The sequence below is a fragment of the Acidobacteriota bacterium genome (assembly GCA_038040445.1).
GTDB lineage: Bacteria > Acidobacteriota > Blastocatellia > UBA7656 > UBA7656 > Onstottus_A > Onstottus_A frigus.
Map to the genome: position 1 here is coordinate 1 of JBBPIG010000039.1, position 23496 is coordinate 23496.

A 23496-nucleotide genomic window follows, 5' to 3' on the forward strand; every position below is an offset into this window, starting at 1 on the left:
GTTCCAAACGTTATGTTTCCGTTTGAATTCCAGAAGAACCCGTTCCACACACAATTTGCAGTTCCAACGGGCCCGCCAAACAGAAACTCAAACCCACCGTGGAGCAGGCCTGTCAGCGGTGGACTGCCAGCGCCGTCGTTGTCATCGCCCCTGTTCGGCGTGTTCTGATCGTCACCACCGGCGACCTGATGTCCAGGATCGAGTGACTCAAACACAATTGCCGTCGTGAGAGTAGAGTCATCGGCAAGTACTCCCACCGTTTGTCCAAGTGACCCCAAGAGAGCCCCGGTTGAGTCTATCACGGTTACCGCAGAACCATTAATCCCCAAACCGTTCGGCGCCAACCGGTTCGTATAACGCAGGAACCCTCGCGCCAAGCCGGTCAAGCCCGCGGGCGTCACCGTGTTGATATCCAACGGAGCCTGGTAGAAGATGTGATCAAACCTGTCTGAATCTCCATCTCCAATGTTACCGCCTGAAGCTGGCGGGTTCGCAAGCGTATCTCCTCGCAGATCAACGAAGTCTGCTCGGCGATCTGGCGGGCAGATATCCTCAAAACACAACACCTCGCCCAGCATCGGCGAGGGGCTCTTGCCCACACCTGCCGGCGCGCCGCCGCTGATCACAAACACCGTGCCCTCGCCGCTTACCGCAAGTCCGGCGTGCGCTGGCACGTAGTCTATCTGCATGTCAACCTTGAGCAGTCCTACTGGCGTACTCGGGACAACCGCAGTCCCACCCACGGCAGGAGCCAGATTCGGCCCGTTGCCCTGGACGAATATGCGGAAGTTGTTCACTCCGGCGATGCGGGTCGTAACCGAAGCATTTGCCACGTCGGCGAATCCGTCCGCCCTTGGCAATGTGCCTCCTACGTCCGGATCCACCTGATCGGGGAACGAAGCCTGCCCTGAACACCCATCGACCAGGCCCTGGCAATCGGCGAAACTGATTACCATCGAAGGCGTCCCCGCAGCACCGAATTGAGTCGGCGCCCCGAACAACCCCATCGTTAACTGGTCAAAGCTAACGTCGCCCGCCACAAATGAACGGGACACTGCTGCATACAGGACGTTGCAGGGCCCGGTTGCTATGGCGACTATGTTACCCCAAAGGCCTACGTTTCCGCCGCCGTAGTTGGTGTTACGTACTCCGTTCGCGGTTACTACCGGGTTCGCGGCAGTACCTACCCAACTGCCAAGAGTCGGGGGATCGGGTATGGCTGTTATCACCCGATTGATCCGAGGCGAAAGCAGGCCAGGGCAAGCTGTCACCGTCCGGCAAAGCTCGGTCGCCTTGAGAATCGCGCCACCAGTCAGCGCACCCGCCTGAGATGTAATCAAATCTACCAACTGATAATACAGGCTGCCGTCATCATCGACCGCCACGCCTGCGAGGTTAATGAATTTGCTCTTGAGTATCTGAATCGCTCCGACCGATGTCACGCCAGTTGCGCTATCAACAAAACCGAACGCGAATATCCGCGTTCGCAGCGGTTGGTTCGCGGCGTTCTTTGCGCACCCTTCGGAGTCTACGACCGATACATAGACTACTTCTCCGATCACCCCGCAGAGCCCCGTACCAAAATCCCCCAGGTCTGCTACCGGGTTGACCGCTATCCCGGTCACCACCACCTGATCGTCCAGACAATCACCCGAAGTGGCTGTTCCGCCCACCAGAGCACCGCCCGGCGCGATAAGGTTCACTTGCCCAAGGGGGCTCGCGACAGCAGTGAAGCCATTGTTCACCAACTCAACAATGTTCACCTGACTAAAGAGGTCTGCGGCTCCGCCCGGCGCCGTGCTGAGGCCAGGATTCGTGTCCACGGTTACCCACAGATTCCCTACCGAGTCACCGTAATAATAAACATTCTGATTGAACCCGTTGGCTACCGTGTGCTCGCTGATCGCCGTACGCGTCAATTCTACGTCGATCTCCGTTTCGGCAAACGAGAAATCATCCACCTTCTGTTCGCGATCTGCCACACAGTCCTCGCGTCCGTCCCAATCAGCTATCAATGCCACTTCTGAAAACTGATTGTCCCGGCCGCCAATCGCGATGGATAGCGCATCACTCAAAGCGCTACGCGCGTCCAACACCAGCGGCTGCCCAGACTGTATTGAAACTTGTCCCCCGTCCGCTTTCTTACCCTTGTTGAGCAGCCTCTTGCCGAGCTTCTCGCTCGCCGCGCGGGGATTTGCCACCCGATTGAGGCCAAGCAACTTGAGCGTCGCGGCTGGAATCTTCCCCTCCAGTGAGCTGTCCGCTTGGACATCTTCACTCACCTCTCTCTGCTGCTGGCTCTGCTGAACCGCCGCAGTTGCGGCTTTGACAGCTCGAGCCTTGGCCGCCGATGCACTTGCCGGCGCCGCAGAGCCAGAAGCCGCTGCTCGCAGCCCCACTAGCGGCAATGCCAAGGCGGCTATCGCCACCACCAGCACTGCCATGAAAACTGCTCTCTTTATGTTCATTGTTTTATCCCTCTCCAAAGTTTTTGGGAATCCCATTCAAATTTGTCTAACCCGGCGACGCCGCCGGAGGTCAAGAATCTGGAAGCACTCGCTAAGGGACATTCTCCGAAAACCTCGGAGATTATCGCGCCTGCTGCGACCCGTCGGCACCGGTCACTCATCCTGGTGACACGGCACTCAAACCAGCGCCACTCGGCGCGAACCGTCTGTCCGACGGCTTTCGTTTCCAGTCCTTCTGAAACAAGTTATTTGTGCCTTCGGCGCCGTCTTACTTGCGCTTCAGCGCTGGGGCTACTAGATAGAAACAGCGAGTCCTAAACCTGCAAAAAGAAGGCATATAATATTCGAACCAACGCCTAAAAGCAACGATAAAATCAACCAACTCAAAAAATAAATTGATACAGAACACGGCTACAGTTGGCAAACTGCTGCCGCTGAACGCACTGCACTAGCCGTGCCACGGCGAGCACTCACCTAAGAACTATTTGCCGCACGAGCTTATAACCTCGATAGACGTAGAAGTTATGGAGTTTAGTCCTTTACCGCAATGCCGTGCTGCTCGCACGCTGACCTCCGTATTTGGATACAAAGTTTCCGACGGGGTGCCCATTTACTATCCACACGGTAATCACTATCCATCTAGTTCCTCCCTCAAACAGATATCGGGGGGCCAGTTAGTAATCTGTGATTTTGGTCCATTGCTTTGTAGGAGCTCGCTTCATTCCTCTGTGCTCTAAAGGTTGATTTGCCTACATCGGGGCGGGACCACTATAATTCGCAGTTCACTGCGCACTCCGCGAAAGAGGAAAGTCGATTTGAACCATCAGACACGAGCAATTCTTTTTGATTTAGATGGCACACTCATAGACACGACCGACCTCATACTGAGATGTTTTCAACACTCATGGGAGACGGTTTGCGGGTTCAACCATTCACGCGAAGACCTTATTCAAACGTTCGGCACCCCCTTGCGAGCGGCAATGCATCGATTACTGCTCACGGAGGCTGAATCAAAAAGCGGCAGTCGGGGAGCCGAGGGCGATCCTGATGTCGTTGACCATTTGCTCGCTGAGTATCGATCATTCAATGTCGCCAATCACGACTCGCTGGCTCGGCCTTTCGAGGGCACTTGCGAGGTAGTGACGGAACTTAGATGCCGCGGGTACTTGATCGGGGTGGTAACCTCAAAGAGCCGTGAACTCGCGCTTCGCGGGCTCAGGCTATGCGCCCTCGACGGTCTAATCCACTCGGCTGTCTTCCTGGAAGATACAGATACTCACAAGCCACTTCCCGAGCCGATACACGCCGCGTTGGAAAGGTTGAGCGCCAAGTCGAGCTCGGCAGCATATATTGGCGATAGCCGCCACGACATCGTAGCGGCGCGCGCGGCCGGGGTCCGGACAGTGGCGGCACTATGGGGTCCGGCGCCTCGTACCGAGCTTGAACGCGAGCGGCCCGATTTCCTCGCCGAGTCGATCACCGATCTGCTCGAGATTTTCAGTCGAGAGAATAGGGCATTACTATAAGGACATCCCAAGAATGCAGAAGATCAAAGATCGATATCGAAAACTACTTACAAGTGAGGTGGGCCTCGTGAGCCACAAGCCTCGCGGGCGCGGCTTAGACATTGCGCTTGCTTATCCGAACACCTACTACATCGGGATGTCCAACCTCGGTTTTCAAGCAGTCTACCAGCTCTTCAATTCTCATACTGGCGTAACCTGCGAGCGCGTCTTCGCGCCCGATGCCGACATAGAACAAGAGCTCGATCGGACTCGCACGCCATTGCTATCGTTAGAGTCAGAAACACCGATCTCTGATTTCGATGTGCTCGCTATCTCGGTTTCATTTGAAACCGACTATCTCAACATTCCCAAGCTGCTCCGGCTCTCAAAGATTCCCGTCAGGACACGGGACCGAAACCACTGGCACCCGCTTGTAGTTATGGGTGGCGCCGCGGCCTTTCTGAACCCTGAGCCGGTGGCCGACTTTGTCGATGTGGTTTGCGTCGGCGAGGGCGAAGTGCTCGTGCCTGCCCTGGTCAGACTAATGAACGAGGCAGCCTCGCGCGAAGATCTGTTGTTGCGGCTTGCTCGAGAGCCTGGTTTCTACGTTCCCAGCTTCTACAACATACATTACCAAACGGACGGGAGCATAAGGGAACTAATCCCCACCAACGGGGCTCCTCGCCGAGTCTTCACGATGCGCAATCCAATGCGTAAGCAGGAAGGCAACGGGCACTTCGAGGACGACTTCATCCCAGCAAGTGAGATCATAACCGACAACACCGAAATGAGCGGCCGCTACCTTGTTGAGATTTCGCGCGGCTGCTCGATGGGTTGCCGCTTCTGCTGGGCGGGCTATTCTTATCTTGCTCCCCGAGTTTTTTCCGCCGAGAAGCTCCTCGCTCGCGCGGCCGAGATGCGCAAGCTCACCGACAAGATCGGACTGGTAGCCACCGCTGTCTGCGATCATCCTGAGATTCATCAGCTCCTGGCGGGCCTGGAAGAGCTAGACTATCAGGTTTCGGTTTCGTCTTTGCGGCTTGATCAGATCTCACCCGAGCTGCTTGATGCCTTAGTTCGTCGAAATGACCAGCAGATAGCCATCGCCCCAGAGACCGGCTCTGACAGATTGCGGCGGGTTATCAATAAGGACCTCACAAACGAGCAGGTGGTGGACATCGCCCGGATGATCTTCGACCGCGGCATCCTGAACCTGAAACTTTACATGATGATCGGGCTGCCCACCGAAGAAGATGAAGACATAGATGCGATTGTGTCGCTCACCGAGCGAATACGCGAGCGGATGATCGAGGCAGGGAGACCGAGAGGAAGAGTCGGTTCGATTATCGTTTCGTTGAATGCGTTCGTGCCTAAACCGCAAACTCCATTTCAGTGGGAGCCGATACAACCCGAGAAAGTGATCGATCAAAAGATCAAATACCTGACGCGAGCCTTTAAGCAAATCCCCAACGTCGAAGTGCGAGCCATGTCGTCGCGCATCGCTCAGCTCCAGGCGTTGCTCTCTCTAGGCGACCGGCGCGTTTCCGAGTTCATTCTGGAAGCAGACCGAACCGGCAATTGGCGCCAGGCAATGCGAGGTTGGACTGACTATTCGCTCAGGCGGCGTTCGCTCGATGAACTGCTGCCTTGGGATGTAGTTGACATCGGACTCACAACCGAATTCATGAAGCGGGAATACCAGCGCGCGATGGCCGAGAAGGTCACAAAGCCTTGCCCGGCGACCGATCCCTGCGTTCGCTGCGGCGTCTGCGATCCGAGCCATGTGCCTGAAGGTGCTCTGGTGCAGTTGTCCTGGATGAAGCCGCCCAGCGTGCTCGTCGCTTCAGGCTCGGCCGGCGACTAAAGCGGACTCGCCGGGCCAAACCTGTTCGACAACAGGCGGCCCGGCAATCTTACTTTCCAAGGTAGGCTTCAATCACTTCAGGGTCGTTGGCGATTTCGGCTGGCGTTCCCTCAGCGATCTTCCTTCCGTGGTTCAGCACGATGACGCGATCGCTGATGCTCATTACCACCTGCATAACGTGCTCGACTCCAGCTACCGCCGAAATACCACGCTCATCCCTCAACCTCTTCAGAAGCTCGATCGCTTCTTTTGATTCCGTGGGATTGAGCCCGGACATCACCTCGTCAAGTAGTATCAGCCGGGGACCGGTTGCGAGAGAACGCGCGAGTTCGAGCCGCTTTCGCATGCCGATCGGCAAGCCGTCCGCCTTGGCGCCGCCGACCTCCTTAAGGTCCGTGAACTCTAGCACGTCTTCGGCGATGCTCCGAGCTTCGTCGCGATCGCCGGTGCGCGCGAAAGCCCCCACCAGGATGTTTTCGAATACGCTCAACCCGCGAAGCGGCTTCACCATCTGAAACGTCCGGCCCACTCCCGCAAGCGCAATTTTGTGTGGCTTTTTACCGACCAGATTCACGCCGTCAAAGATAATCTCGCCGCCGGTAGGCCGATGGAAGCCGGTGATCAAATTAAATACCGTCGTCTTGCCCGCACCGTTGGGACCGATAATGCTGACCGTCTCGCCCGCACTTACGTTGAAGGTGAGCGAGTCAACCGCAACCAGTCCGCCGAATCGCCTGGTCAGCTCCTTCACTTCAAGCAGAAACACGTTGAGATTTCCTCGCTCCGAACCTCAAGAGTCTTCGAAAACCGCCCATCAACCCATCCGGCATGAACAGTATGACTATGACCAGCAGCGCCCCGTAGATCAGGAGGTTCGCCTGGGCGAATTCATTGCGGAAGATTTCGGACGATAGCTTGAGCAGCACCGCTCCCAGAACCGGCCCGGCAACCGTGCCCAACCCGCCGATTATCGCCATCAGCACGATCTCAACCGACAGAGCGAGCGGCAGTACAATGGTTGGATCGACGAACATAAAGTAGTTCGCGTAAAACGCTCCGGCGATCGCCGTAAGCGTTGCGCTGATCGCGAGGGCAAAGAGTTTGTAACGCGTCGTGTCGATGCCAATCGATTCGGCCGTCTCCTCATCTTCCCGTATCGCCATGAAGTAATATCCCAGCTTCCGCCGGCTGATCAGTTGACACAGCGCTACCGTTCCCGACGCGATCATAAGAACAATGTAGTAGTAAGGGATTTTACTCGTGCCGCTAAATATCGAAGGCCGGATCACCACGCCGACCGCACCGCCTGTCAACGCGCTCCAGTTCAACGCGACCAGCCGCACCACCTCGCCAACCGCAATCGTAGCCAGCGTGAAGTACGGTCCGCGCAGTCGAAAGCATATCCACCCTACGATGAGCGCAATCGGCAAGACAACCAGCGGACCTGCGATCAACGCCCACCACGGCGAAAGCTCGGTCTTGCTGGCGATGATCGCTGCCGTATAAGCGCCTATTCCGAAGAATGCTGCGTGACCCAGCGATAACTGGCCCGCAAAACCTCCGAGGATGTTCCACGCCGACCCGAGGGTGATGTAGAGGAGAATCAGTATCAAGACATGCTGGGAGTATCGCGCCTGGAAAATAAACGGCGCCGAGATTAGAAACAGTGCAAGGATTGATAAATAGATTTTGGCTCTCTTCATAAACTCAGGCTAAGCAAGCAGGAACCCGGGAATTGCAAATTGCAAATTGAAAAATGAAGATTTGAAATTTTCAATTTGCAATTCTCAATTTTCAATGTGCGCGCCCTCTTGTTTGCTCTCTGCCTCATTCACACCTTCGACTTCCCCAAAAGCCCCGCCGGCTTCAGCGTCAACACCAAGAGGAAAATCACAAACGCGATCGCGTCCTTATAACCGGTCGCAATGTAGACCGCGCCGAGCGATTCCGCGATGCCCAACACGATCCCGCCCACAAGCGCGCCGGTCACGCTCCCCATCCCGCCGAGAACAACGACGACGAACGCCTTTAGCGTGAACGGCGATCCGGCGTTTGGCTCGACGCGATAGTAGATCGGCATCAAAAGCGACCCGGCAGCTCCGGCAGCCGCCACCCCCAACCCGAAAGTGAGGGCTTGAACTCGCTTGATGTTGATCCCCAGAAGGCGGGCGGCTTCAGCGTCTTGAGCTGCTGCGCGGATTTTCCTGCCCATATTCGTTCGCACCAGAAAAAAATAAACGGCAGTGGTGATCACGACGGCGATCAAGAAAGCTGCGATCTGCGGCTTGCTCAACGACACCCCGCCGAGGTGAAACGTCGCGCCTGCATAGCCGGTCGTCATCGTCAAATAGTTCGACGTGAACAGCAGCAGCGCGGTGTTGATCAACACAATGCTGATGCCTTCAGTGAGCAGAATCTGATTCATCTCCGGCGCCCCGAGCACTCTAGCGATCAGCGTCTTTTGAATGATGACGCCAGCAACAAACATGGCAGGCATGACAACCAGGAGCGACAGAAACGGATCGATGTGCAAATAGGTAAACAGAAAATAGGTCGCGTACATTCCGACCATCACCAGCGCGCCGTGAGCGAAGTTGACCACCCGCATCACTCCGAAAATGATCGTGAGCCCGATTCCGATCAGCGCGTAGATTCCTCCGGTGAGCAGCCCGCTCGCGGTAGTCTGGAGGAGTTTTTCGCTGCCGGAGACCGATGTCGGCACGTGAGCTTCAGTCGTGCTCGAGCCGCCCGATTCTCCAGCCGCGCTTCGTGCGCGCCACGACGGCGTGGGCAACACCGGCGGTCGAATGGCGGCCGACGGCGGCCATATAGTCGTGAACTTTCCGTTCAACACCTGAGTGATCGCGACCTGATGCTCGTTCTGCCCCACTTCGTTGAAAAGGATCGGACCAAAGATCGAATCCAGCTTCGAGCTCCTGATCGCATCGCGCACCGATGTGTGATCGGTTGAGCCCGCCCGCTCGATCGCGTTCGCAAGAATCTTAAGCGACATGTAAGCCTGAACGCTGTGATAGTTAGGTTCGTAGTTGAATCGCCGGCGAAAATCGTCGGCCCACTCGCGCGAACCCGTCCACTTTGCATCGGGAGTCCATTGAGTCACCGAGATCGTGTACTCAGCCGTGTCGCCCGCGCCTTTCAAAAAATCGGGAAGCGAAAACCCGGCGCCGCCGGCCGTGAACACTTTTGGATTGAGGTCGATCTCCTTCGACTGGCGCATCAGCAGCGTGGCATCCGCAAGGTACGACACAAAAAGCACCGCGTCAGGGCTTGCCGACTTGACCCGAGTCAACAGCGGCGTGAAATCCGTTCCGCCTTGATCGTACGCTTCGTAAGCAACAATCTCGATCCCAGCCCTGGGAGCCTGGTCCAAGGCCGCGCGCGCGACACTTGATCCGAACTGAGTGTTCTCATAAACCACGGCGAGTCGGCGAGTCCCGGCAGCGCTAGTAAGAAATTCCACCAGAGCGCGCCCGTATTCGCTCGCCGGTGCGCAAACACGAAAGATCCACTCGTACCCCTGACGAGTGATCTCATCCGTTATCGCGCTGGGACAAAGCATGGGTATCTGATAGCGATTCGCTACCGCGGAAGCGGGGAACGTGGCCGAACTGGAATAAGCTCCGATCAGGGCGACGATATCGGTTCGGTCGCTAAGCTTCTCGACGGTGAGGGTTGCGACTTCGGGCTTTGAGGTGTCGTCTTGATATACGAGCTCCAGTTTCTTCCCTAGTACGGCCACGGCGTTGATCTCGTCGAGCGCCATTTCGTAACCGTACTTTTGAGCCTGGCCGAACCGGGCCTCAGAGCCGGTGAGCGAAGTGATTATGCCGACGCGAATTGAATTCTCGCCGCCTTGATTTCCCTCACGCGCGCAGCCCGATGCGAATGCGCAAAGGGACATCGCGAGGACGGCAATGATCCTCGCAGGATTGAGCCGCACGTTTGAAAGGGATGTGAGCCGCGTCGTCAGTCGGTTGTCCACCCAAAGAATTGAGTCGCCTTGAAGCGCGGCGATTATAGATTCGCCGAGCGCTTTAAGGCAACGCGGCTTTGTTGATCGCGAAGGATTTGCACTGGAGTCCAATGCGGGTTCTTGAAGGTGAGTGTGGACCCGCTGAAGTCTCTTACAACTACAGCCGGCTAGGCTGGCTGGTCTTCGGTCAGATCATCAACCGGAATCTCTTCGGCCGGGATGACCACAACTTTTCCGTCTCTCCAACCGGCGACAGGGTTGCCGGCTCGCTTGTGCATTTGCAACGCCTGACGAACGGCGCAGCGCAATGCTTGTTTGATCTCATCGTGGTAAGCAATAAGCAGATCTTCTGGAAGCTCACGACGTGGGTTCACCTCTGCCCCCACAAAATCTCTAACCACTGATCCGTCTGGTGTAGCCTTGCCACCCGTGGATTCTCTCTCCATTTCTGATTCCGATTATTCCTGTCCGGACGTTCTGGGTCTTCGCAGATAGAGGACAACTTCGCCATATATGCTGCACTCTACGGCCTGCGCTGTGAGATGTTGTATATCCCATTCTGGACCTAACTTGCTGGTCCAAGCGCCAGAACCTAGCTGCTTTGCCATATGCTGAGGGCCGTTTGCATTAGCATACAAAGCTACTTTTTCGTATTGGGCCTCGAAATCTCCATCATCACAAACTTCGTAGCCAAGACGCTGAAAAGCTAAGATGAAGTTATTTACCGTGTTTACGCGCGGCACGCCATCAGGCCAATGATCATCAACCGAAGGCCACCACCAGTTCTCCGTATCGCCGGCTGCCCACGCGATGCAATTGTATTCGCGCGTTTGCGGGCTCGTCACTTCATATTCCTCATCTTGGAGGTTCGGGAAATTAGCCTTTATCAATGCATCTGCTTGAGGCGTCATATCTGGTTATGTCTTCTACCCCAATCCAGCCAGGCTTGCGTCATCCTTCTCATATTACCCCTGTCTTGTGGATTGACGGGATCGTCCTTTGTCAGCGCTCTAAGCGCCAAAAACCAGTGCCCACCCCGCTCCTGTAGTTCCCGAAGAATAAGGGGAATTACTCTTCTTCCCAGGGCAACGATTTGATAATAAGTCTCTTTCGATACAATCTCAGATGTAGAAGACAGGAGCCTCGTTTCTTCGTACCATTGATCTGTCAATTGGCGGAACTCTCTTTCTAATTCGCGATCTGCTTCGCTAGCCTGTTGTTGCGCCTCTTGAATCGTTAATGTCGCCATATGTGATACCCCGCAGGCGAGTCAAATGTGAGCTTACCCAGAATAGAAGTGCGATCTCCCTACTAACAAACTCCGGCCGAACAACCCGTGGAGCACTAACCCACTGCCTGAACCATTTCGGGATTCAGCCCCTCCCACTTCGCCATGTATTCGCGCCGTTCGTTCTTCAAGCGTTCTACGATCTGCTCGTATTCGTCCGTTCTGCCTTGCCTCTCGTAGAGCTTGCGCGGCTGAAGGATCTCGTTGTCTTCGCCGTCCATTCCCGGAACCATTGCGGCGATTTGATAGCCGAAGTCCGGGTCTTCTTGCCACTCGATCGTTCCTTCGGCGATCCCTTTCACTATTGCCGAAGAGTGCTGAATGCGAACCTTCTTCGACCGCTCATCTTCGTCGCGCCCTCCTACACGGCCGGTGTTCATCAAGAAGACTTCCATCGGCGACGACTCCAGCAGCTCCCAGAAGCGATTACCTTGCAGCGCATGCTTCAGCGGGAAGAACGGGTTGGTGCCGGGCACCCGCAGGAACTTGCCGGCTTCGGATGCGCCGCCTGCCGACGTGCCCCGCGTCTCACCCAGCATGAAGTAAGCGGCCGCTTGATGGCGATTGAGCTTTGCGACTCCCGGAATGATGTTGTCATTGCGATTGAGTATCAAGAGGAAGTCGGCTGACTGGATCTCGCGCGCATCCATAGCGCCGGCGATGTCTTGCATGCGCACGACCGCGCGGCCGTTCTGCGTGTAGCTGGTGTCGTAGAAATCAAGCTCGCCCGCTTCATTCTGCGAGACGTTTTCCAGATACGCGTGCTCGCTCGTGACTGCGTTATAGATAGTCGGCTCGTCCTTTTCGTTCAGCGCGAATGTCTTCGCAAAGCAACCGTTTTCCGTAGCGTAGATCTTCCCGCCGGGCATCAGCGCCAGGAAGTCATCTTGAACCGGAGAAGAGTCGTTCTGTTTGGTGAAGGTGGTAGTAGTCTTACCCGTGCCCGATAGCCCGATGATCAAGCCGACGCGCTTCTGGTCGCCAACCGGGATGACCTTACAGCCGGCGTGAAGCGCGAGCCCGCCTCGGTCGTAGACCATCTGGTTCCACATTCGCAGGCCGCCCTTTTTCGATTCTCCAAAATAGTCGCTGTTAAGAACGCGAGTGACGCCGTTCTCCAGATCGACCGCGATCAACCGGTCGGCTGGATAACCCTTCATCTCGATATTCGGAGTGTAGATGATCGTCAGGCGAGGCTCGAAATTGCGCAACTCCTCCTCAGTCGCCGGGTAATAGAGGTGCTTCTGCATTCCGGCAACGTTCGCGTTCGACTGCTCGATGATCAGACGACTCGGTACGCGAAATTCTGAGTCGTTTCCGATGAAGCCATCTACCAGTATCATCTCGCAGCCGCGAATATAGTCGTTCTGCAGCTTCGCGACCCGTTCATACTCCTGGCGAGTGATTGTCGGCGAGTCGTGACGCTCGGGCGTATCGGAAACAACATAGGTTGAAAGCTTCGAGCGCGCGTCGACCCGGGACTGAGTGTTGGTATTGTCGTAGCGGGTGACGCGAGTGTTGGGCATCTTTTCTGTGAGCAGGCGCAAATCTTCGGCCGATGGATTCCACACGATTTCTTTCGGATCGACCGGCAGCGCGGCTCGGGCAGATGGCTTACTCATTTAGTCCTCCGTTGAATCTCTCAATTCGTTAAGAACGCCAAAAACGTATAATAGCCAACTGAATTACCTGGGGCAAATGGGCTTGATGGGCGATGTAACAGCCGGGCGAGAGTTTGTTTTCGAACTAGCCGAGGATGTCGTCAACCCTGATTTATTCTACCGTATGCGCTCCCGATCCGCGCGCGCCGCCAGCACGAAGGCCGCAGCCGCCGGATCGGATGGAACCAGGGAGTCGAGGTCAGTCGCGCGAAACTTAAAACTCACGTGTCCCTCTTTATCAAAGTAAAAGCGAAGATCGCCCTCTTGAATATTACCCGGAGCCGCGCTCACCACCATCGTGTTGCCAACTCGCCGCGGCTTATAGATCCCTCCCGCGTCAGCCGCAATGATCACGTCGGCCTCCAGGTTCTCGGCGGCAAGCTTGAGCGCGGGTTCGAGATCGCAATGGGCAACGATCACGAGCACGTCGCACTCCTTGCGGGCCTTTAGGACCAGCGGTGTCGCGCTTGTAAACATGCTAGTCACGGTGGCATCCCTCAGTCCGTCGCCAGGATGACTGGGCTCGGCGAGACCGACAAACCCGATCTTGAGTTTCCTCCTGCCGTCATAGACTCTAGGGCCGGCGACTTCTTTGATCAGGTACGCAGCAGGCGGCACAGCATCAGGACCGAAGACGCAGTTTGCCGAGATCAGACGGTTGATCATCGGCAGAGTCCGAACTCGCTCATTCAGACCATCCCGCGCCAGCAGCCTTCGCGCGTACACTAGGTCTTCGCGACCGAGGTTGATTACGTCGACTGGCCACCGGCTATAGGCGCGCGCTACCTGCTCGTTCTGCAAGTCCGCGGCGGGATAACCTGCGCTGTTATAAAAGAAAAAGCCGCCTTCGACTTGAACCACCGGCGTCTCTTTGAACTTCTTCTTGAATGCCTCAACATAGCCGACGCGCCGCGCCAGCCCCCCTCGAGGATAGTTGCAATCACAAACGTCGAGGTTCCCGCGCATGTTCGCGCCGAACAATATCGCCAGCGCCGCGCCGTCGTCGGTCCCAAGCCGCTCGTCCAGACTCAGCGTGTTGTGGCCAGCCCTCTGCTCCTCGGTCTGGGGCACTGCCCAGACGCAAAGACACGCAACCGCCAGCAACGCCCAAAGTACTCTTCTCAACAACCGTTCTCTCCTTTTGAACAATGTCCTTCAACCCTCAGTTTGTCGCGAGGCCCGAATGCTGCGCGCCAACGAGCCGGCAAACTGAAGCTTGTCGGACTAGCGATCGCAGCCGCATCTTCATTTCAATAATCGCGACCAATCTTGACAGAGTTTTGCCGTGGTTGCCAACCGCGAGCACCACTCCGCGAGCGCCACTCAGTCGCACCAACGGTGGGCTTGCCCCCGCCCGATCGACTGAACATTGAATCAGATCACAGGTTCGGGAAGGTGGGCTTGCCCCCGCTGTTGCTGTTGAGTCTTCGAGTTGCTTCCCGAACCAAGACAGCGGGGGCAAGCCACCCTTCCCGACCGCGAGCTTGAAGGGACATCGCCGCTACCGGCAGTCGCATTGCAGACTTAAAGGTAAGCAAAGTGGTCAAGCTCAGTGCGTTGACAGAAGACCTCAGATGTAATCCCGGCTTGTGATCTGTTTCAACATGTAGACGGCCCGGCGGGGGCTTGCCCTACTGCTTGCTGATCGGTCCTCCTTCAACTAAGATGGCTCCCACTTCGCCAGGCGATGCAGCTCGGACGCGCGGCTTGATCAGACCAAATTGAAGGGAAGCGCATAATGAATGTTCTTCTACTCTCGATGCCCGATTCGTTCGAGCATATGCCGTCTATCGTGATTCGTATGCCCAACGGCGCGCTTACCTCTCTGGCCGGAAACGTGGACCCTCATCACAAAGTCGCCGTTGCCGATCTCGTTCTTGTCCAGCAGCAAGTGCGCGAAACCGTCGAACGCCTGGTCACCGAGCTCTCACCCGACGTAGTCGGTCTGTCGGTAATGACTTTTCAGCGCAAGACAGCGTTCAAGATCATCGACCTGGTGCGCCAACTGAAACCCAACGTGCGCGTCGCGGTTGGCGGCTACGATCCGAGTCTCGCGGCGGAAGCGTACACCGACAACTCGTCGGGCGTTGTCGACTTTGTCGTGCGCGGCGAAGGCGAGATAACCTTCCGCGAACTCCTGCGCGCGATCGAGGAAGAGCGCGGGTTCGATCATATCGGAGGGCTCTCGTATCGAAGCGGCGACCGCTTCTATCACACGCCGGACCGCCCGGTTAACGGACTCGAGAACGGCGAAATAAGGCTTCCCAATCGCGCCGCGCGCGTGCTGAAGGGCTACACCATACTCGGCCGGCAAGTGGACGTGATCGAGACCTCGCGCGGCTGCACCTTCGATTGCAGCTTCTGTTCGATCATCGAGATGCGCGGGCGGAACTTCTTCACTTACTCGTTCGATCGAGTGATAGCCGACATTCGCGACGCGCACGACCGCGGCGCGCGGGCTATCTTCATCGTAGACGACAACGTTGTGCTGAACGTGAAGCGCTTCGAAGCTCTTTGTCGGGCGATCATCGACGCGGGTCTCAACGACATCGACTACACGGTCCAGGCGATGACCTCGGCGATAGCGAATCATGGAGAGACGCTCGCGCCGCTTATGCGCAAGGCGGGATTCCGCTACGTGTTTCTCGGGATCGAGAACGTGCTCGAAGACGATTTGAAATTCCTCAACGCCAGCTCAAAGAACACCAAACGCGAGAATGGTCAGAAGGCGGGCAATGCCACGCTCAAGGCGATCGACTACATTCGCAAGAACAAGATGTACGTCGTAGGCGGATTGATCGTCGGAAACCCCGACGACACGCGCGAGTCGATCCAGACCAATCTCGAGTTCGCGAAGAAGTACATCGACTGGCCCTACATTCAGCACCCGACGCCTTATCCTCGCACGCCGATGACCAAGGAGTTTCGCGACCGCGGGCTGATCATCAACGAGCGTCTCGAAGAGTATGACGGCACCACGGCGGTGGTGAAGACCGAACACCTATCAGCCGAAGAAGCCGAGTACATGAGATGGAAGTCCGAGCGTTGGATGAAGGTCCGGCACATCCCGGCGGCGTTCCGACACAACCCGTTGTTCGTTTTGCGGAACGCGCCGAGGATGTTCGGGCACACCTTCCGAGGAAGCACGGTTAAGAACTTCCTGGGTCTTGAAGACGAACGCGAAGCATTTGAACGGTATCGAGAGATTCGCCGCGCCGAACGGATGTACGTCTAGTTCAACTTTAGTTGCGCCTCCTCCCGGGTGTTTCGACAAACAAGACCCACCTTATGGAGAGCAATTCGAAAATCTTCATCAGCTACAGCCACGATTCCGACGCACACCGCGAAAAGGTGCTCGCGCTCTCCGAACGACTGCGCGCGGACGGCATTGAGACTCTCCTCGACCAGTATGTGAATGGCTCGCCGGAGCAGGGCTGGCCGCGCTGGATGCTCGACCAACTCGATGCGGCGACCTTTGTTCTCGTCATCTGCACCGAAACTTACTACCGCCGATTCCGTGGACACGAAGCGCCGGGCAAAGGCAAGGGGGCGGATTGGGAGGGCGCACTCATAACGCAGGAGATTTACGACAGCCGCAGCCAGACCTTGAAGTTTGTACCTGTATTCCTCACCGCTGTGGTTGAGGAACACATTCCCGAGCCGCTGCGCCCGCATACGCACTACGCGCTCACTTCGGAGGATGCTTACCAGCGGCTCTATGATTTTCTACTGCGTCAGGCGGGAGTTGAGCCAGGGTCTGTCGGCATGCTCAAGAAGAGCCACCGTCGCAAAGGCACCCCGCTGACTTTCGACGGGCCTGCCCAAGCCTCTCGCCCTGTCGACATCTCGCGCATCGTCAAATACGCCCCGGCTGAACTCATTGGGCGCGAAGCCGAGACCGCGCTGCTCAACGACGTCTGGGCCAAAGTCCGCCGCGCTGAGTCACCGCGTCCGCACATCCTCACCCTCGTCGCGCTCGGCGGCGAGGGGAAGACTTCACTCGTAGCGAAGTGGGCGAGCCAGCTCGCCTATCAAAACTGGCCTGGGTGCGACGCCGTGTTCGCGTGGTCGTTCTACAGCCAGGGCACGCGCGATCAGGTGGCCGCCTCATCCGATCTGTTCCTCAAGGAAGCGCTCAATTTCTTCGGGGACGACGCGGACAAGGAATTCGCCGCCAGCAACGCCGGGGCTTTCGAGAAGGGTCAGCGGCTCGCTCGCATCGTCGGCGAGCGGCGGGCGCTACTCATCCTGGATGGCTTGGAGCCGCTGCAATACGCGCCCACCTCGCCCACGCCGGGCGAACTCAAGGATCAGGGGATCGCCGCGCTGCTCAAAGGACTGGCCGCCAACAGTCACGGCCTGTGCATAGTCACTACGCGGTATGCCCTCCCCGACCTGCGCGCCTTCATCGGCAACACCGTCCACGAAGAAAAGCTCACGCGCCTTTCCACCGACGCGGGCGTGGCGCTGCTTCAGTCCTTAGGCGTGCACGGCATTTTACGGAAAACCATTTCGAGCGCCGATGGGCGGGACCTTTGGAACGAGTACGAGAAGCTGGTCGAAGATGTGAAAGGTCACGCGCTGACTTTGAACCTGCTCGGCACTTACCTGCGCGACGCCCACGCTGGAGACATCCGCCAGCGCGACCTGATCAAGCTTGAGGTAGCCGATGCCACAAACGAACATCGGGATCACGCATGGCACGTGATGGAAGCTTATGTGAAGTGGATGGCTCCAACCGGCTTGCACGCTTGGCTGAGGCGTTTGTTCAAGGCGAAAGATCGCGAGCTTCAGGCGGAGGGGAATCGTGCCCTCTCCCTACTGAGGCTGCTCGGCCTGTTCGACCGTCCCGCCACGGCGGATTGCCTGAAAGCTTTGTGGCAGCCCCCGGCTATCGCTGGGTTGACCGAACCGCTCGTCGGGCTCAGCGAAGCGCAGCGCAACCTGTCGCTCAAGCGACTGGAAGACGCGAAGCTGCTGACGGTGAACCGGGCGCAAGGTTCCGGCGAACTCATCGCCCTCGACGCCCATCCGCTGCTGCGGGAATACTTCGCCCGGCGCGTGCGACAGCAGGAGCCCGAAGCCTGGCGCGCTGCGCACCAGCGGCTTTACGAACACCTCTGCGCAACCACGCCGGACGAGCCTGAGCCTATGCTCGAAGATCTTCAACCGCTCTACCAAGCCGTGGCCCACGGCTGCCAGGCGGGGATAACCGAGGAAGCTCGTGCAACGGTTTACCGCGACCGCATCCAGCGTGGGAGAGAAGCCTACAGCACGTTCAAGCTCGGCGCGCTCGGTTCCGATTTGGGAGCCATCGCCTGCTTCTTTAAGCAGCCTTGGAGCGAACTCTTGCCCGCCATTTCAGAAGGTGGAGAAGCCTGGCTGCTGAACGAAGCCGCCTTCACCCTGCGCGCCTTGGGTCGGCTAACCGAGGCCCTCGAACCGATGCGGGCGAACCTGAAGATGCGCGTAGAGCGCGAGGAATGGCAGCACGCCCCTTCAAGCGCCAGCAACCTGAGCGAGTTGGAGCTGACGTTGGGCGAGGTGGCCGGGGCGGTGGGGGACGCCAAGCAGTCCGTGACCTACGCCGACCGCAGCGGCGATGCGTATCAGCGGATCGCGAGGCGCACAGCCCACGCCGACGCCCTGCACCAGGCGGGCTCCCGGGCCAAGGCGGAGGCGCAGTTCCGCGAGGCCGAGCAGATGCAGGCCGAGCACCAGCGCGCCTACGCGCTGCTGTATTCCGTGCGGGGCTTCGAGTATTGCGACCTGCTCCTCGCGGAGGGGGAGCGTGCCGCGTGGCAGATGAGAAATGCGGAACGAGGAATGCGGAATGCGGAATTGATTGAAGCGTGCCGCGCCGTCTCTCAGCGCGCGGCGCAGACGCTCAAGTGGGTGACCAAAGGAAAGCTTGGCCTCCTGACCATCGCCCTCGACCATCTCACCTTGGGCCGCGCCGCGCTCTACGCGGGGATTCTTGAAGATTACGACTTCCGACTTCCGACTTCTGACTTCTCGCACATAGACGCCGCCGTGTCGGGCCTCCGCCGCGCTGGCACGCAGAACTGGATTCCTGCCGCCCTCCTCACCCGCGCCTGGCTGCGGAGTCTCACCGGCGCGCGCACCGGCCCCGAGAGCGCGCAGAGCGACCTGGACGAAGCCTGGGAAATCGCCGAGCGCGGCTCGATGCGGTTGTTCCTGGCGGATATTCACTTGCACCGGGCGAGGCTCTTCGGATTGCGGATTGCGGATTTCGGATTGCAGAATGAAGAAGCGGATAGCGGTGTGCGGAATGAAGCAGCGGAGCCATATCCGTGGGAATCGCCCGAAGCGGATTTGGCGGCCGCTGAGAAGCTGATCAACGATTGCGGCTACCACCGCCGCGACGAAGAACTCGCCGACGCCAAGAAGGCGATTCTCGGACAAGAACTGATATGAGAGCTTTATGGAGCAGGTTGAACATGAGCCGCGAGAATCCGTGGACGCCGATCTTAATGCTCTTGCCGCTTCGGCGGAAATGATTGCTACCATCGCAAGCGAAAGCTAGAATGGCGGTGACTGCGAAGCCGCTCCACGAGGTGCGCAAGATGACAGACCAGCAAAGCACAATAGTCATGGAAGAAGTGACTGATCCCCAACGCGTCGCCGAGGCTCACGCGCGACGCGAGCGATTCGACCGAAATTGGCTGTGGCTCCGAGAGCACGCTCAGGAGGTCTACGAGCGCTACCGCGGGAAGTGTATCTCTGTAGCAGGTGAAGAACTGTTCGTCGGTGATACACCACAAGATGTGATTGCTCGAGCCGCAGCCGCACACCCGGAGGACGACGGAAGCTTCGTCCATTACATTCCTCACAAGAAAATGGCTCGAGTCTATGGTAATCGCTGGTGAATGGTTTTTTTGCTCCGACGACATCGTGCGCCCGGTGATTCGGGGTGAGGCTCTTGCGTATAATGGGCGCTGGATCCAAGTTCCCTTTCTTGTTGACAGCGGCGCGGATCGCACGGTGTTTAGTGGCGCTCTGCTGGCGAAGCTGGGCCTGACGCCCCTTACGGTTCAAGAAGGTATAAGCGGACTTGGCGGAGCGGCTGACTCGGTAGTCGTAGAAACTCAGATACAGTTCACTCGTGAAACCGGCGGACAAGTCGTTTTCCGAGGCCGCTATGCGGCCGTTACTGGAATAGACACACTGGACATCAGTGTCCTGGGCCGAGACGTTATGGATATATTCGCAGTGATAGTCGATCGACCCGGTGATGTGGTCAGTCTTGTCGGCCAGCGCCACCGTTACACCATCGAGCAGATTTGAAGAGCCCTCTTAACTAACTCAAGCACGCCACAAGCCGATCTCTTCACCAACACCCCGTTCGCGGGCTGATCTTGAAGACGCGAAGCGCAGTGGCGATGTCTAGTCCGTCCGTCCGGCTCTGTACTTTCATATCGCTCTGTATTCGATTATTCTTGTCGCATGAACGATGAGCCATCTTCTCTAGCCAATTGGACGCCGGAGCAGATCGCATTAGGTAAACGGTGGGTCGAGACATGGCGGCTCGCGGGCGAGGAACTCGAGCGAATTCACCGGAAGGAGCTTCGGGAGCTCGACAGCTACCGAGCAATCGCCCTGCTTTGCGGTCCCGCGGATTATACGCGGCCACCCCGCGCGCCTAAACCGACTTCCGGTCTCGTCGAACAGCAGCGATGGTTCATGAAGGCGGCCGGCCGTGATTGAGGTCATCCGGGCGGCGGCTGAGCTACAAGCAGTCTGCCAATCGCAGGGCTGGCAGTTTTGTTTTATCGGCGGACTTGCGCTCCAGCGTTGGGGTGAACCGCGCGAAACCGTCGATGCCGACCTGACCCTTCTGACCGGCTTTGGCGGCGAGGAGCCGTTCATTCAAATTCTGCTTCAGCACTTTGAAGGGAGAATTCCAGACGCCGCCCAGTTCGCCCGAGAGCGGCGCGTGCTGCTTCTCCGCTCGAGCAAAGGTGTCGGTCTGGACGTAGCACTTGGGGCGTTGCCGTTCGAAGAATTGGTAGTGCAGCGTTCCTCTTTCTTTGACTATCCCTCCGACATTGCGCTGCGCACGTGCTCAGCCGAAGACCTGGTTGTGTTGAAAGCTTTCGCGAGCCGCGGGCAGGATTGGGTGGATATCGAGCGGATCATTGTACGGCAGACCGGCAAACTCGACTGGCGATATATTCGCGACCAGTTGCGTCCACTGGCTGAGTTGAAGGGCGCTCCGGAAATCCTCGATCAGCTTGAGAGCCGCCGCGCCGAGCTCGAGCAGTAGCTGAAGCCTTCCAATCCTTGCGACGTTTTATTCCTCCGCGCACAACGGCGACGCCCGCGACCAAATCCTGAAGCGATCTGTCTTAACCAACCATCTCAGCGCCGCCACAAGTCGATCTCTTCACCAACACTCCGTTCGCGAGCAAGGTTGTAAACCCGCAATGCCGTCGAAATATCCTCGAGCGCAATGCCGTTTGATTTGAACACCGTGATATCGTCCTCGCCTCTGCGTCCCTGATCGCGGCCGGCAACTATGCGCCCGAGCTCGGTCACCGATTCCCAACTGATAACTCCGCGCTCGATCGCAGGCATCAAGTCGCCCGCTTCGATCTTCGATTGCTCGATTGAATCGACGGCAATAACCGAAGCTCGGCGAATCGTCTCGACATCGATCTCGGCCTTCGATAAGAAGTTCGAGCCCGCCGCGTTGATGTGAGTGCCCGGCTCGATCCATTCGCCTTTGAATACAGGCTCGCGCGACGTCGTTGCGGTCACGATGATCGAACACCCTCTCGCGGCTTCTTCCGGGGAAGCTACGGCAAGCACCTCGGTCCGGAGCAGCGTGGTCATTCTTCGAGCAAACGCTAAGCGGCGCTGGGCGTCGCGGCCGTACACCTTGATCGCCTTGATGTGCCGAACTGCGCACACGGCCATCATCTGGCTCTCGGCTTGCCAACCCGTGCCGTACACCCCAAGCACATCGGCGGACTCGCGCGACATGTACTTCGTAGCTACAGCCGACGCCGCGCCCGTTCGCATTTGTCCCAAGCGATCGGCTTCGATCATCGCTAACATATCGCCGGTCTCGGATTCGTAGAGCAAGACCAGGAACCGCGCGCCCTTTTTCGAAGCAGTGTAGACCTTCAAGCCGTAGACCCCCAGCCTTCGATCGCCGGCCGCAAGCACGTGCAGTTGCGACGTTGGCGTTGCCACTCGGTAGCGCGGTCTGTTGGTCGCTTGCCCCTCGGCTTGATCGCGCAAGACTTCTTCAACGGCGGCGATCGCCGTCTCGATGTCGAGCAGTTCAGTTACGTGTTGTTCTCTTAGTAGTAGTGCCATATTCAGTGCGACCGGAGACCGATGACCGCCGACCGGTCATCGGTCGTCCGTCGTCCGTCGTCCGTCGCTCCCCTCACTTCGCCCAATACCCCGACCGCGCGCGCACAGTCGCATCGCGCGCGCGAGTCTCGACTCTTATCGATCGCCAGCCGCCATCGCGCGCCTTGTTAGCCGGGTAGTAGCCGATCGAATACTGCGAGCGCAGATCATCAGCCACCTGCTTGTAGACGCCGGTCAAATCCGTAAGCGATCGCACCGGATAAACCCGTCCCCCCGTGCGCTCGCCAAGATCGCGCAGCTCGCGCCGCGAAAGCGTGTACAGCCCGGCATTGATCTCGCGAAGCGTCTGCGGCGTCAAGGTTTCACGCGGGCGAAACCGCTGCAGCGATTCACGGTCGTGCGCTTCGTAGTAACGATCGATCTGACTTTGAGAAAAGTTAACATAGCCGCTATCGCTCTTCGGCTTGAGCAACCCTTGAAGCGTCGCGCCCTCGGTGCTCAACTCCAGGAAGTAAACAGATGCGTCGGACTTCTCGGCCAGCGGCGCAATGTCTTTGAATTTCATCTTACTGGTCGAATCGACTCCGTCAGACATGCAAACGATCGCCTTCCGTCCCTCGACTTGCTTGAACGGGCTCTCTTCAACAGCCAGATACAAGGAATCGTAAAACGAGGTGCCGGTTTTGTTGGTGAATCGATAGCCGTCTTCGCCTTCGGTGGTGACGATGCCCTCGATCGCGCTGGAGACTTCCGCGCGAGGGTCGGTGAACTCGGCAATCATCTCGACCTCGCGACTGAAGACAATCACGCCCACGCGGTCATCAAAGCGGAGTTCGCCCAGGAAGTTCCTGGCGGCGCGTTTTATCAACGCGATGTCGTCGCGCGTCGAGCCCGAGATATCCAGCAACAGCAGCAACGTAAACGGATCTTCAGTGGCTGCGAAATGGGCGATCTTCTGTTTCACTCCGTCTTCGTAGATGGTGAAATCGCCGGCCTTAAGGGCTTTGTAGGCGTGGCTGTTCGCTCCGGTAACCGAAGCGGTCACCGTTACGAGGTCAGTCTTGAGCCTTATCGGCTCGTCCTGATCGCGCGATTGCCGGTCCTGCGCGCGGGTGGTGAATTGGAAAGCGAGGATAAGAATGAGAAGCCAGTACGCTGGCCCGCGAGCTCTCGACATTTCAACCTCAAGAATTTGCCTGATGAATCAATCCTATCCCAGAAAATGTCAAAAGGAAAAAGCACATTGAAGTCATTTGGACTGCGGCGGCACCCTGCTACATTTCGCTCGGGCAACACCTACGCCGCCGCTTTCGCTTCGCAGTCGAGACGATCCACTTTCAACGAGGAGCACGTTTCACTCTTCCCCTTTGC

The 23496-nt window shown here is 57.7% G+C and carries 19 protein-coding genes; 8 read left to right on the forward strand and 11 right to left on the reverse strand.

Features of this window, described 5'->3' with window-relative positions:
• Positions 1-2468, reverse strand: a 2468-nt coding sequence (locus AABO57_26565; protein ID MEK6289291.1) for a hypothetical protein, incomplete at its 3' end; no start/stop codon positions are given.
• Positions 2469-3283: 815 nt separating this feature from the next.
• Between AABO57_26565 and AABO57_26570 the strand changes: the two genes are divergently transcribed.
• Entirely contained in the window at positions 3284-3994 is a 711-nt protein-coding gene (locus AABO57_26570) for an HAD-IA family hydrolase (GenBank protein ID MEK6289292.1), read from the forward strand.
• 13 nt (positions 3995-4007) lie between these two features.
• Complete coding sequence (locus tag AABO57_26575; protein ID MEK6289293.1) at positions 4008-5837, forward strand: radical SAM protein; 1830 nt, start codon at positions 4008-4010, stop codon at positions 5835-5837.
• 49 nt (positions 5838-5886) lie between these two features.
• On the opposite strand, the gene AABO57_26580 is transcribed toward AABO57_26575, so the two are convergent.
• From AABO57_26580 to AABO57_26615, 8 genes are all read right to left on the reverse strand, one after another.
• Complete coding sequence (locus AABO57_26580) at positions 5887-6603, reverse strand: ABC transporter ATP-binding protein (GenBank protein ID MEK6289294.1); 717 nt, start codon at positions 6601-6603, stop codon at positions 5887-5889.
• Positions 6590-7540 (reverse strand): branched-chain amino acid ABC transporter permease, encoded by a 951-nt coding sequence (locus AABO57_26585; protein MEK6289295.1) that lies wholly within the window; start codon positions 7538-7540, stop codon positions 6590-6592. The genes AABO57_26580 and AABO57_26585 overlap by 14 nt, the downstream gene beginning before the upstream one ends.
• 128 nt (positions 7541-7668) lie before the next feature.
• Positions 7669-9840, reverse strand: a complete 2172-nt coding sequence (locus AABO57_26590) for an ABC transporter substrate-binding protein (GenBank protein MEK6289296.1) — start codon at positions 9838-9840, stop codon at positions 7669-7671.
• A gap of 158 nt (positions 9841-9998) precedes the next feature.
• Complete coding sequence (locus AABO57_26595) at positions 9999-10277, reverse strand: hypothetical protein (GenBank protein ID MEK6289297.1); 279 nt, start codon at positions 10275-10277, stop codon at positions 9999-10001.
• A 12-nt stretch (positions 10278-10289) separates the two neighbouring features.
• Positions 10290-10742 carry a hypothetical protein gene (locus tag AABO57_26600; protein ID MEK6289298.1) on the reverse strand — a complete coding sequence of 151 codons (453 nt, stop codon included), beginning with the start codon at positions 10740-10742 and terminating at the stop codon, positions 10290-10292.
• Positions 10739-11080 (reverse strand): hypothetical protein, encoded by a 342-nt coding sequence (locus AABO57_26605; protein MEK6289299.1) that lies wholly within the window; start codon positions 11078-11080, stop codon positions 10739-10741. The genes AABO57_26600 and AABO57_26605 overlap by 4 nt, the downstream gene beginning before the upstream one ends.
• Before the next feature lie 95 nt (positions 11081-11175).
• On the reverse strand, positions 11176-12741 hold the full coding sequence (locus tag AABO57_26610) for a phosphoenolpyruvate carboxykinase (GenBank protein ID MEK6289300.1): 1566 nt from the start codon (positions 12739-12741) through the stop codon (positions 11176-11178).
• A 156-nt stretch (positions 12742-12897) separates the two neighbouring features.
• Complete coding sequence (locus tag AABO57_26615; GenBank protein ID MEK6289301.1) at positions 12898-13905, reverse strand: hypothetical protein; 1008 nt, start codon at positions 13903-13905, stop codon at positions 12898-12900.
• 613 nt (positions 13906-14518) lie between these two features.
• Between AABO57_26615 and AABO57_26620 the strand changes: the two genes are divergently transcribed.
• The 6 genes from AABO57_26620 (at position 14519) to AABO57_26645 (ending at position 21067) form a co-directional block, all read left to right on the forward strand.
• Complete coding sequence (locus tag AABO57_26620) at positions 14519-16015, forward strand: radical SAM protein (protein MEK6289302.1); 1497 nt, start codon at positions 14519-14521, stop codon at positions 16013-16015.
• A gap of 53 nt (positions 16016-16068) precedes the next feature.
• The gene (locus AABO57_26625) at positions 16069-19218 is read left to right on the forward strand and encodes a TIR and AAA domain-containing protein (protein MEK6289303.1); all 3150 of its coding nucleotides are present in this window, start codon (positions 16069-16071) and stop codon (positions 19216-19218) included.
• Between the two features lie 149 nt (positions 19219-19367).
• A complete protein-coding gene (locus AABO57_26630; GenBank protein ID MEK6289304.1) occupies positions 19368-19670 on the forward strand; it encodes a hypothetical protein in 303 nt (100 codons plus the stop codon).
• Positions 19654-20088 (forward strand): aspartyl protease family protein, encoded by a 435-nt coding sequence (locus AABO57_26635; protein ID MEK6289305.1) that lies wholly within the window; start codon positions 19654-19656, stop codon positions 20086-20088. Before AABO57_26630 ends, AABO57_26635 begins: the two co-directional genes overlap by 17 nt.
• Positions 20089-20247: 159 nt before the next feature.
• A complete protein-coding gene (locus AABO57_26640; protein MEK6289306.1) occupies positions 20248-20508 on the forward strand; it encodes a hypothetical protein in 261 nt (86 codons plus the stop codon).
• Positions 20501-21067, forward strand: coding sequence for a nucleotidyl transferase AbiEii/AbiGii toxin family protein (locus AABO57_26645; protein ID MEK6289307.1), 567 nt, complete (start codon positions 20501-20503; stop codon positions 21065-21067). Before AABO57_26640 ends, AABO57_26645 begins: the two co-directional genes overlap by 8 nt.
• Positions 21068-21162: 95 nt before the next feature.
• Here AABO57_26645 and AABO57_26650 read toward each other — a convergent pair whose 3' ends face one another.
• The gene (locus AABO57_26650) at positions 21163-22125 is read right to left on the reverse strand and encodes an ornithine cyclodeaminase family protein (GenBank protein ID MEK6289308.1); all 963 of its coding nucleotides are present in this window, start codon (positions 22123-22125) and stop codon (positions 21163-21165) included.
• Between the two features lie 73 nt (positions 22126-22198).
• Positions 22199-23302 carry a VWA domain-containing protein gene (locus AABO57_26655; protein ID MEK6289309.1) on the reverse strand — a complete coding sequence of 368 codons (1104 nt, stop codon included), beginning with the start codon at positions 23300-23302 and terminating at the stop codon, positions 22199-22201.
• Positions 23303-23496: the final 194 nt, after the last annotated feature.

Bases quoted from the DNA above. Each gene is read 5' to 3' on its own strand.
- AABO57_26655 (MEK6289309.1), bottom strand. From the start codon at position 23,302: ATGTCGAGAGCTCGCGGGCCAGCGTACTGGCTTCTCATTCTTATCCTC.
- AABO57_26620 (MEK6289302.1), top strand. From the start codon at position 14,519: ATGAATGTTCTTCTACTCTCGATGCCCGATTCGTTCGAGCATATGCCG.
- AABO57_26595 (MEK6289297.1), bottom strand. From the start codon at position 10,277: ATGGAGAGAGAATCCACGGGTGGCAAGGCTACACCAGACGGATCAGTG.
- AABO57_26600 (MEK6289298.1), bottom strand. From the start codon at position 10,742: ATGACGCCTCAAGCAGATGCATTGATAAAGGCTAATTTCCCGAACCTC.
- AABO57_26585 (MEK6289295.1), bottom strand. From the start codon at position 7,540: ATGAAGAGAGCCAAAATCTATTTATCAATCCTTGCACTGTTTCTAATC.
- AABO57_26650 (MEK6289308.1), bottom strand. From the start codon at position 22,125: ATGGCACTACTACTAAGAGAACAACACGTAACTGAACTGCTCGACATC.
- AABO57_26605 (MEK6289299.1), bottom strand. From the start codon at position 11,080: ATGGCGACATTAACGATTCAAGAGGCGCAACAACAGGCTAGCGAAGCA.
- AABO57_26625 (MEK6289303.1), top strand. From the start codon at position 16,069: ATGGAGAGCAATTCGAAAATCTTCATCAGCTACAGCCACGATTCCGAC.
- AABO57_26635 (MEK6289305.1), top strand. From the start codon at position 19,654: ATGGTAATCGCTGGTGAATGGTTTTTTTGCTCCGACGACATCGTGCGC.
- AABO57_26610 (MEK6289300.1), bottom strand. From the start codon at position 12,741: ATGAGTAAGCCATCTGCCCGAGCCGCGCTGCCGGTCGATCCGAAAGAA.
- AABO57_26640 (MEK6289306.1), top strand. From the start codon at position 20,248: ATGAACGATGAGCCATCTTCTCTAGCCAATTGGACGCCGGAGCAGATC.
- AABO57_26630 (MEK6289304.1), top strand. From the start codon at position 19,368: ATGACAGACCAGCAAAGCACAATAGTCATGGAAGAAGTGACTGATCCC.
- AABO57_26575 (MEK6289293.1), top strand. From the start codon at position 4,008: ATGCAGAAGATCAAAGATCGATATCGAAAACTACTTACAAGTGAGGTG.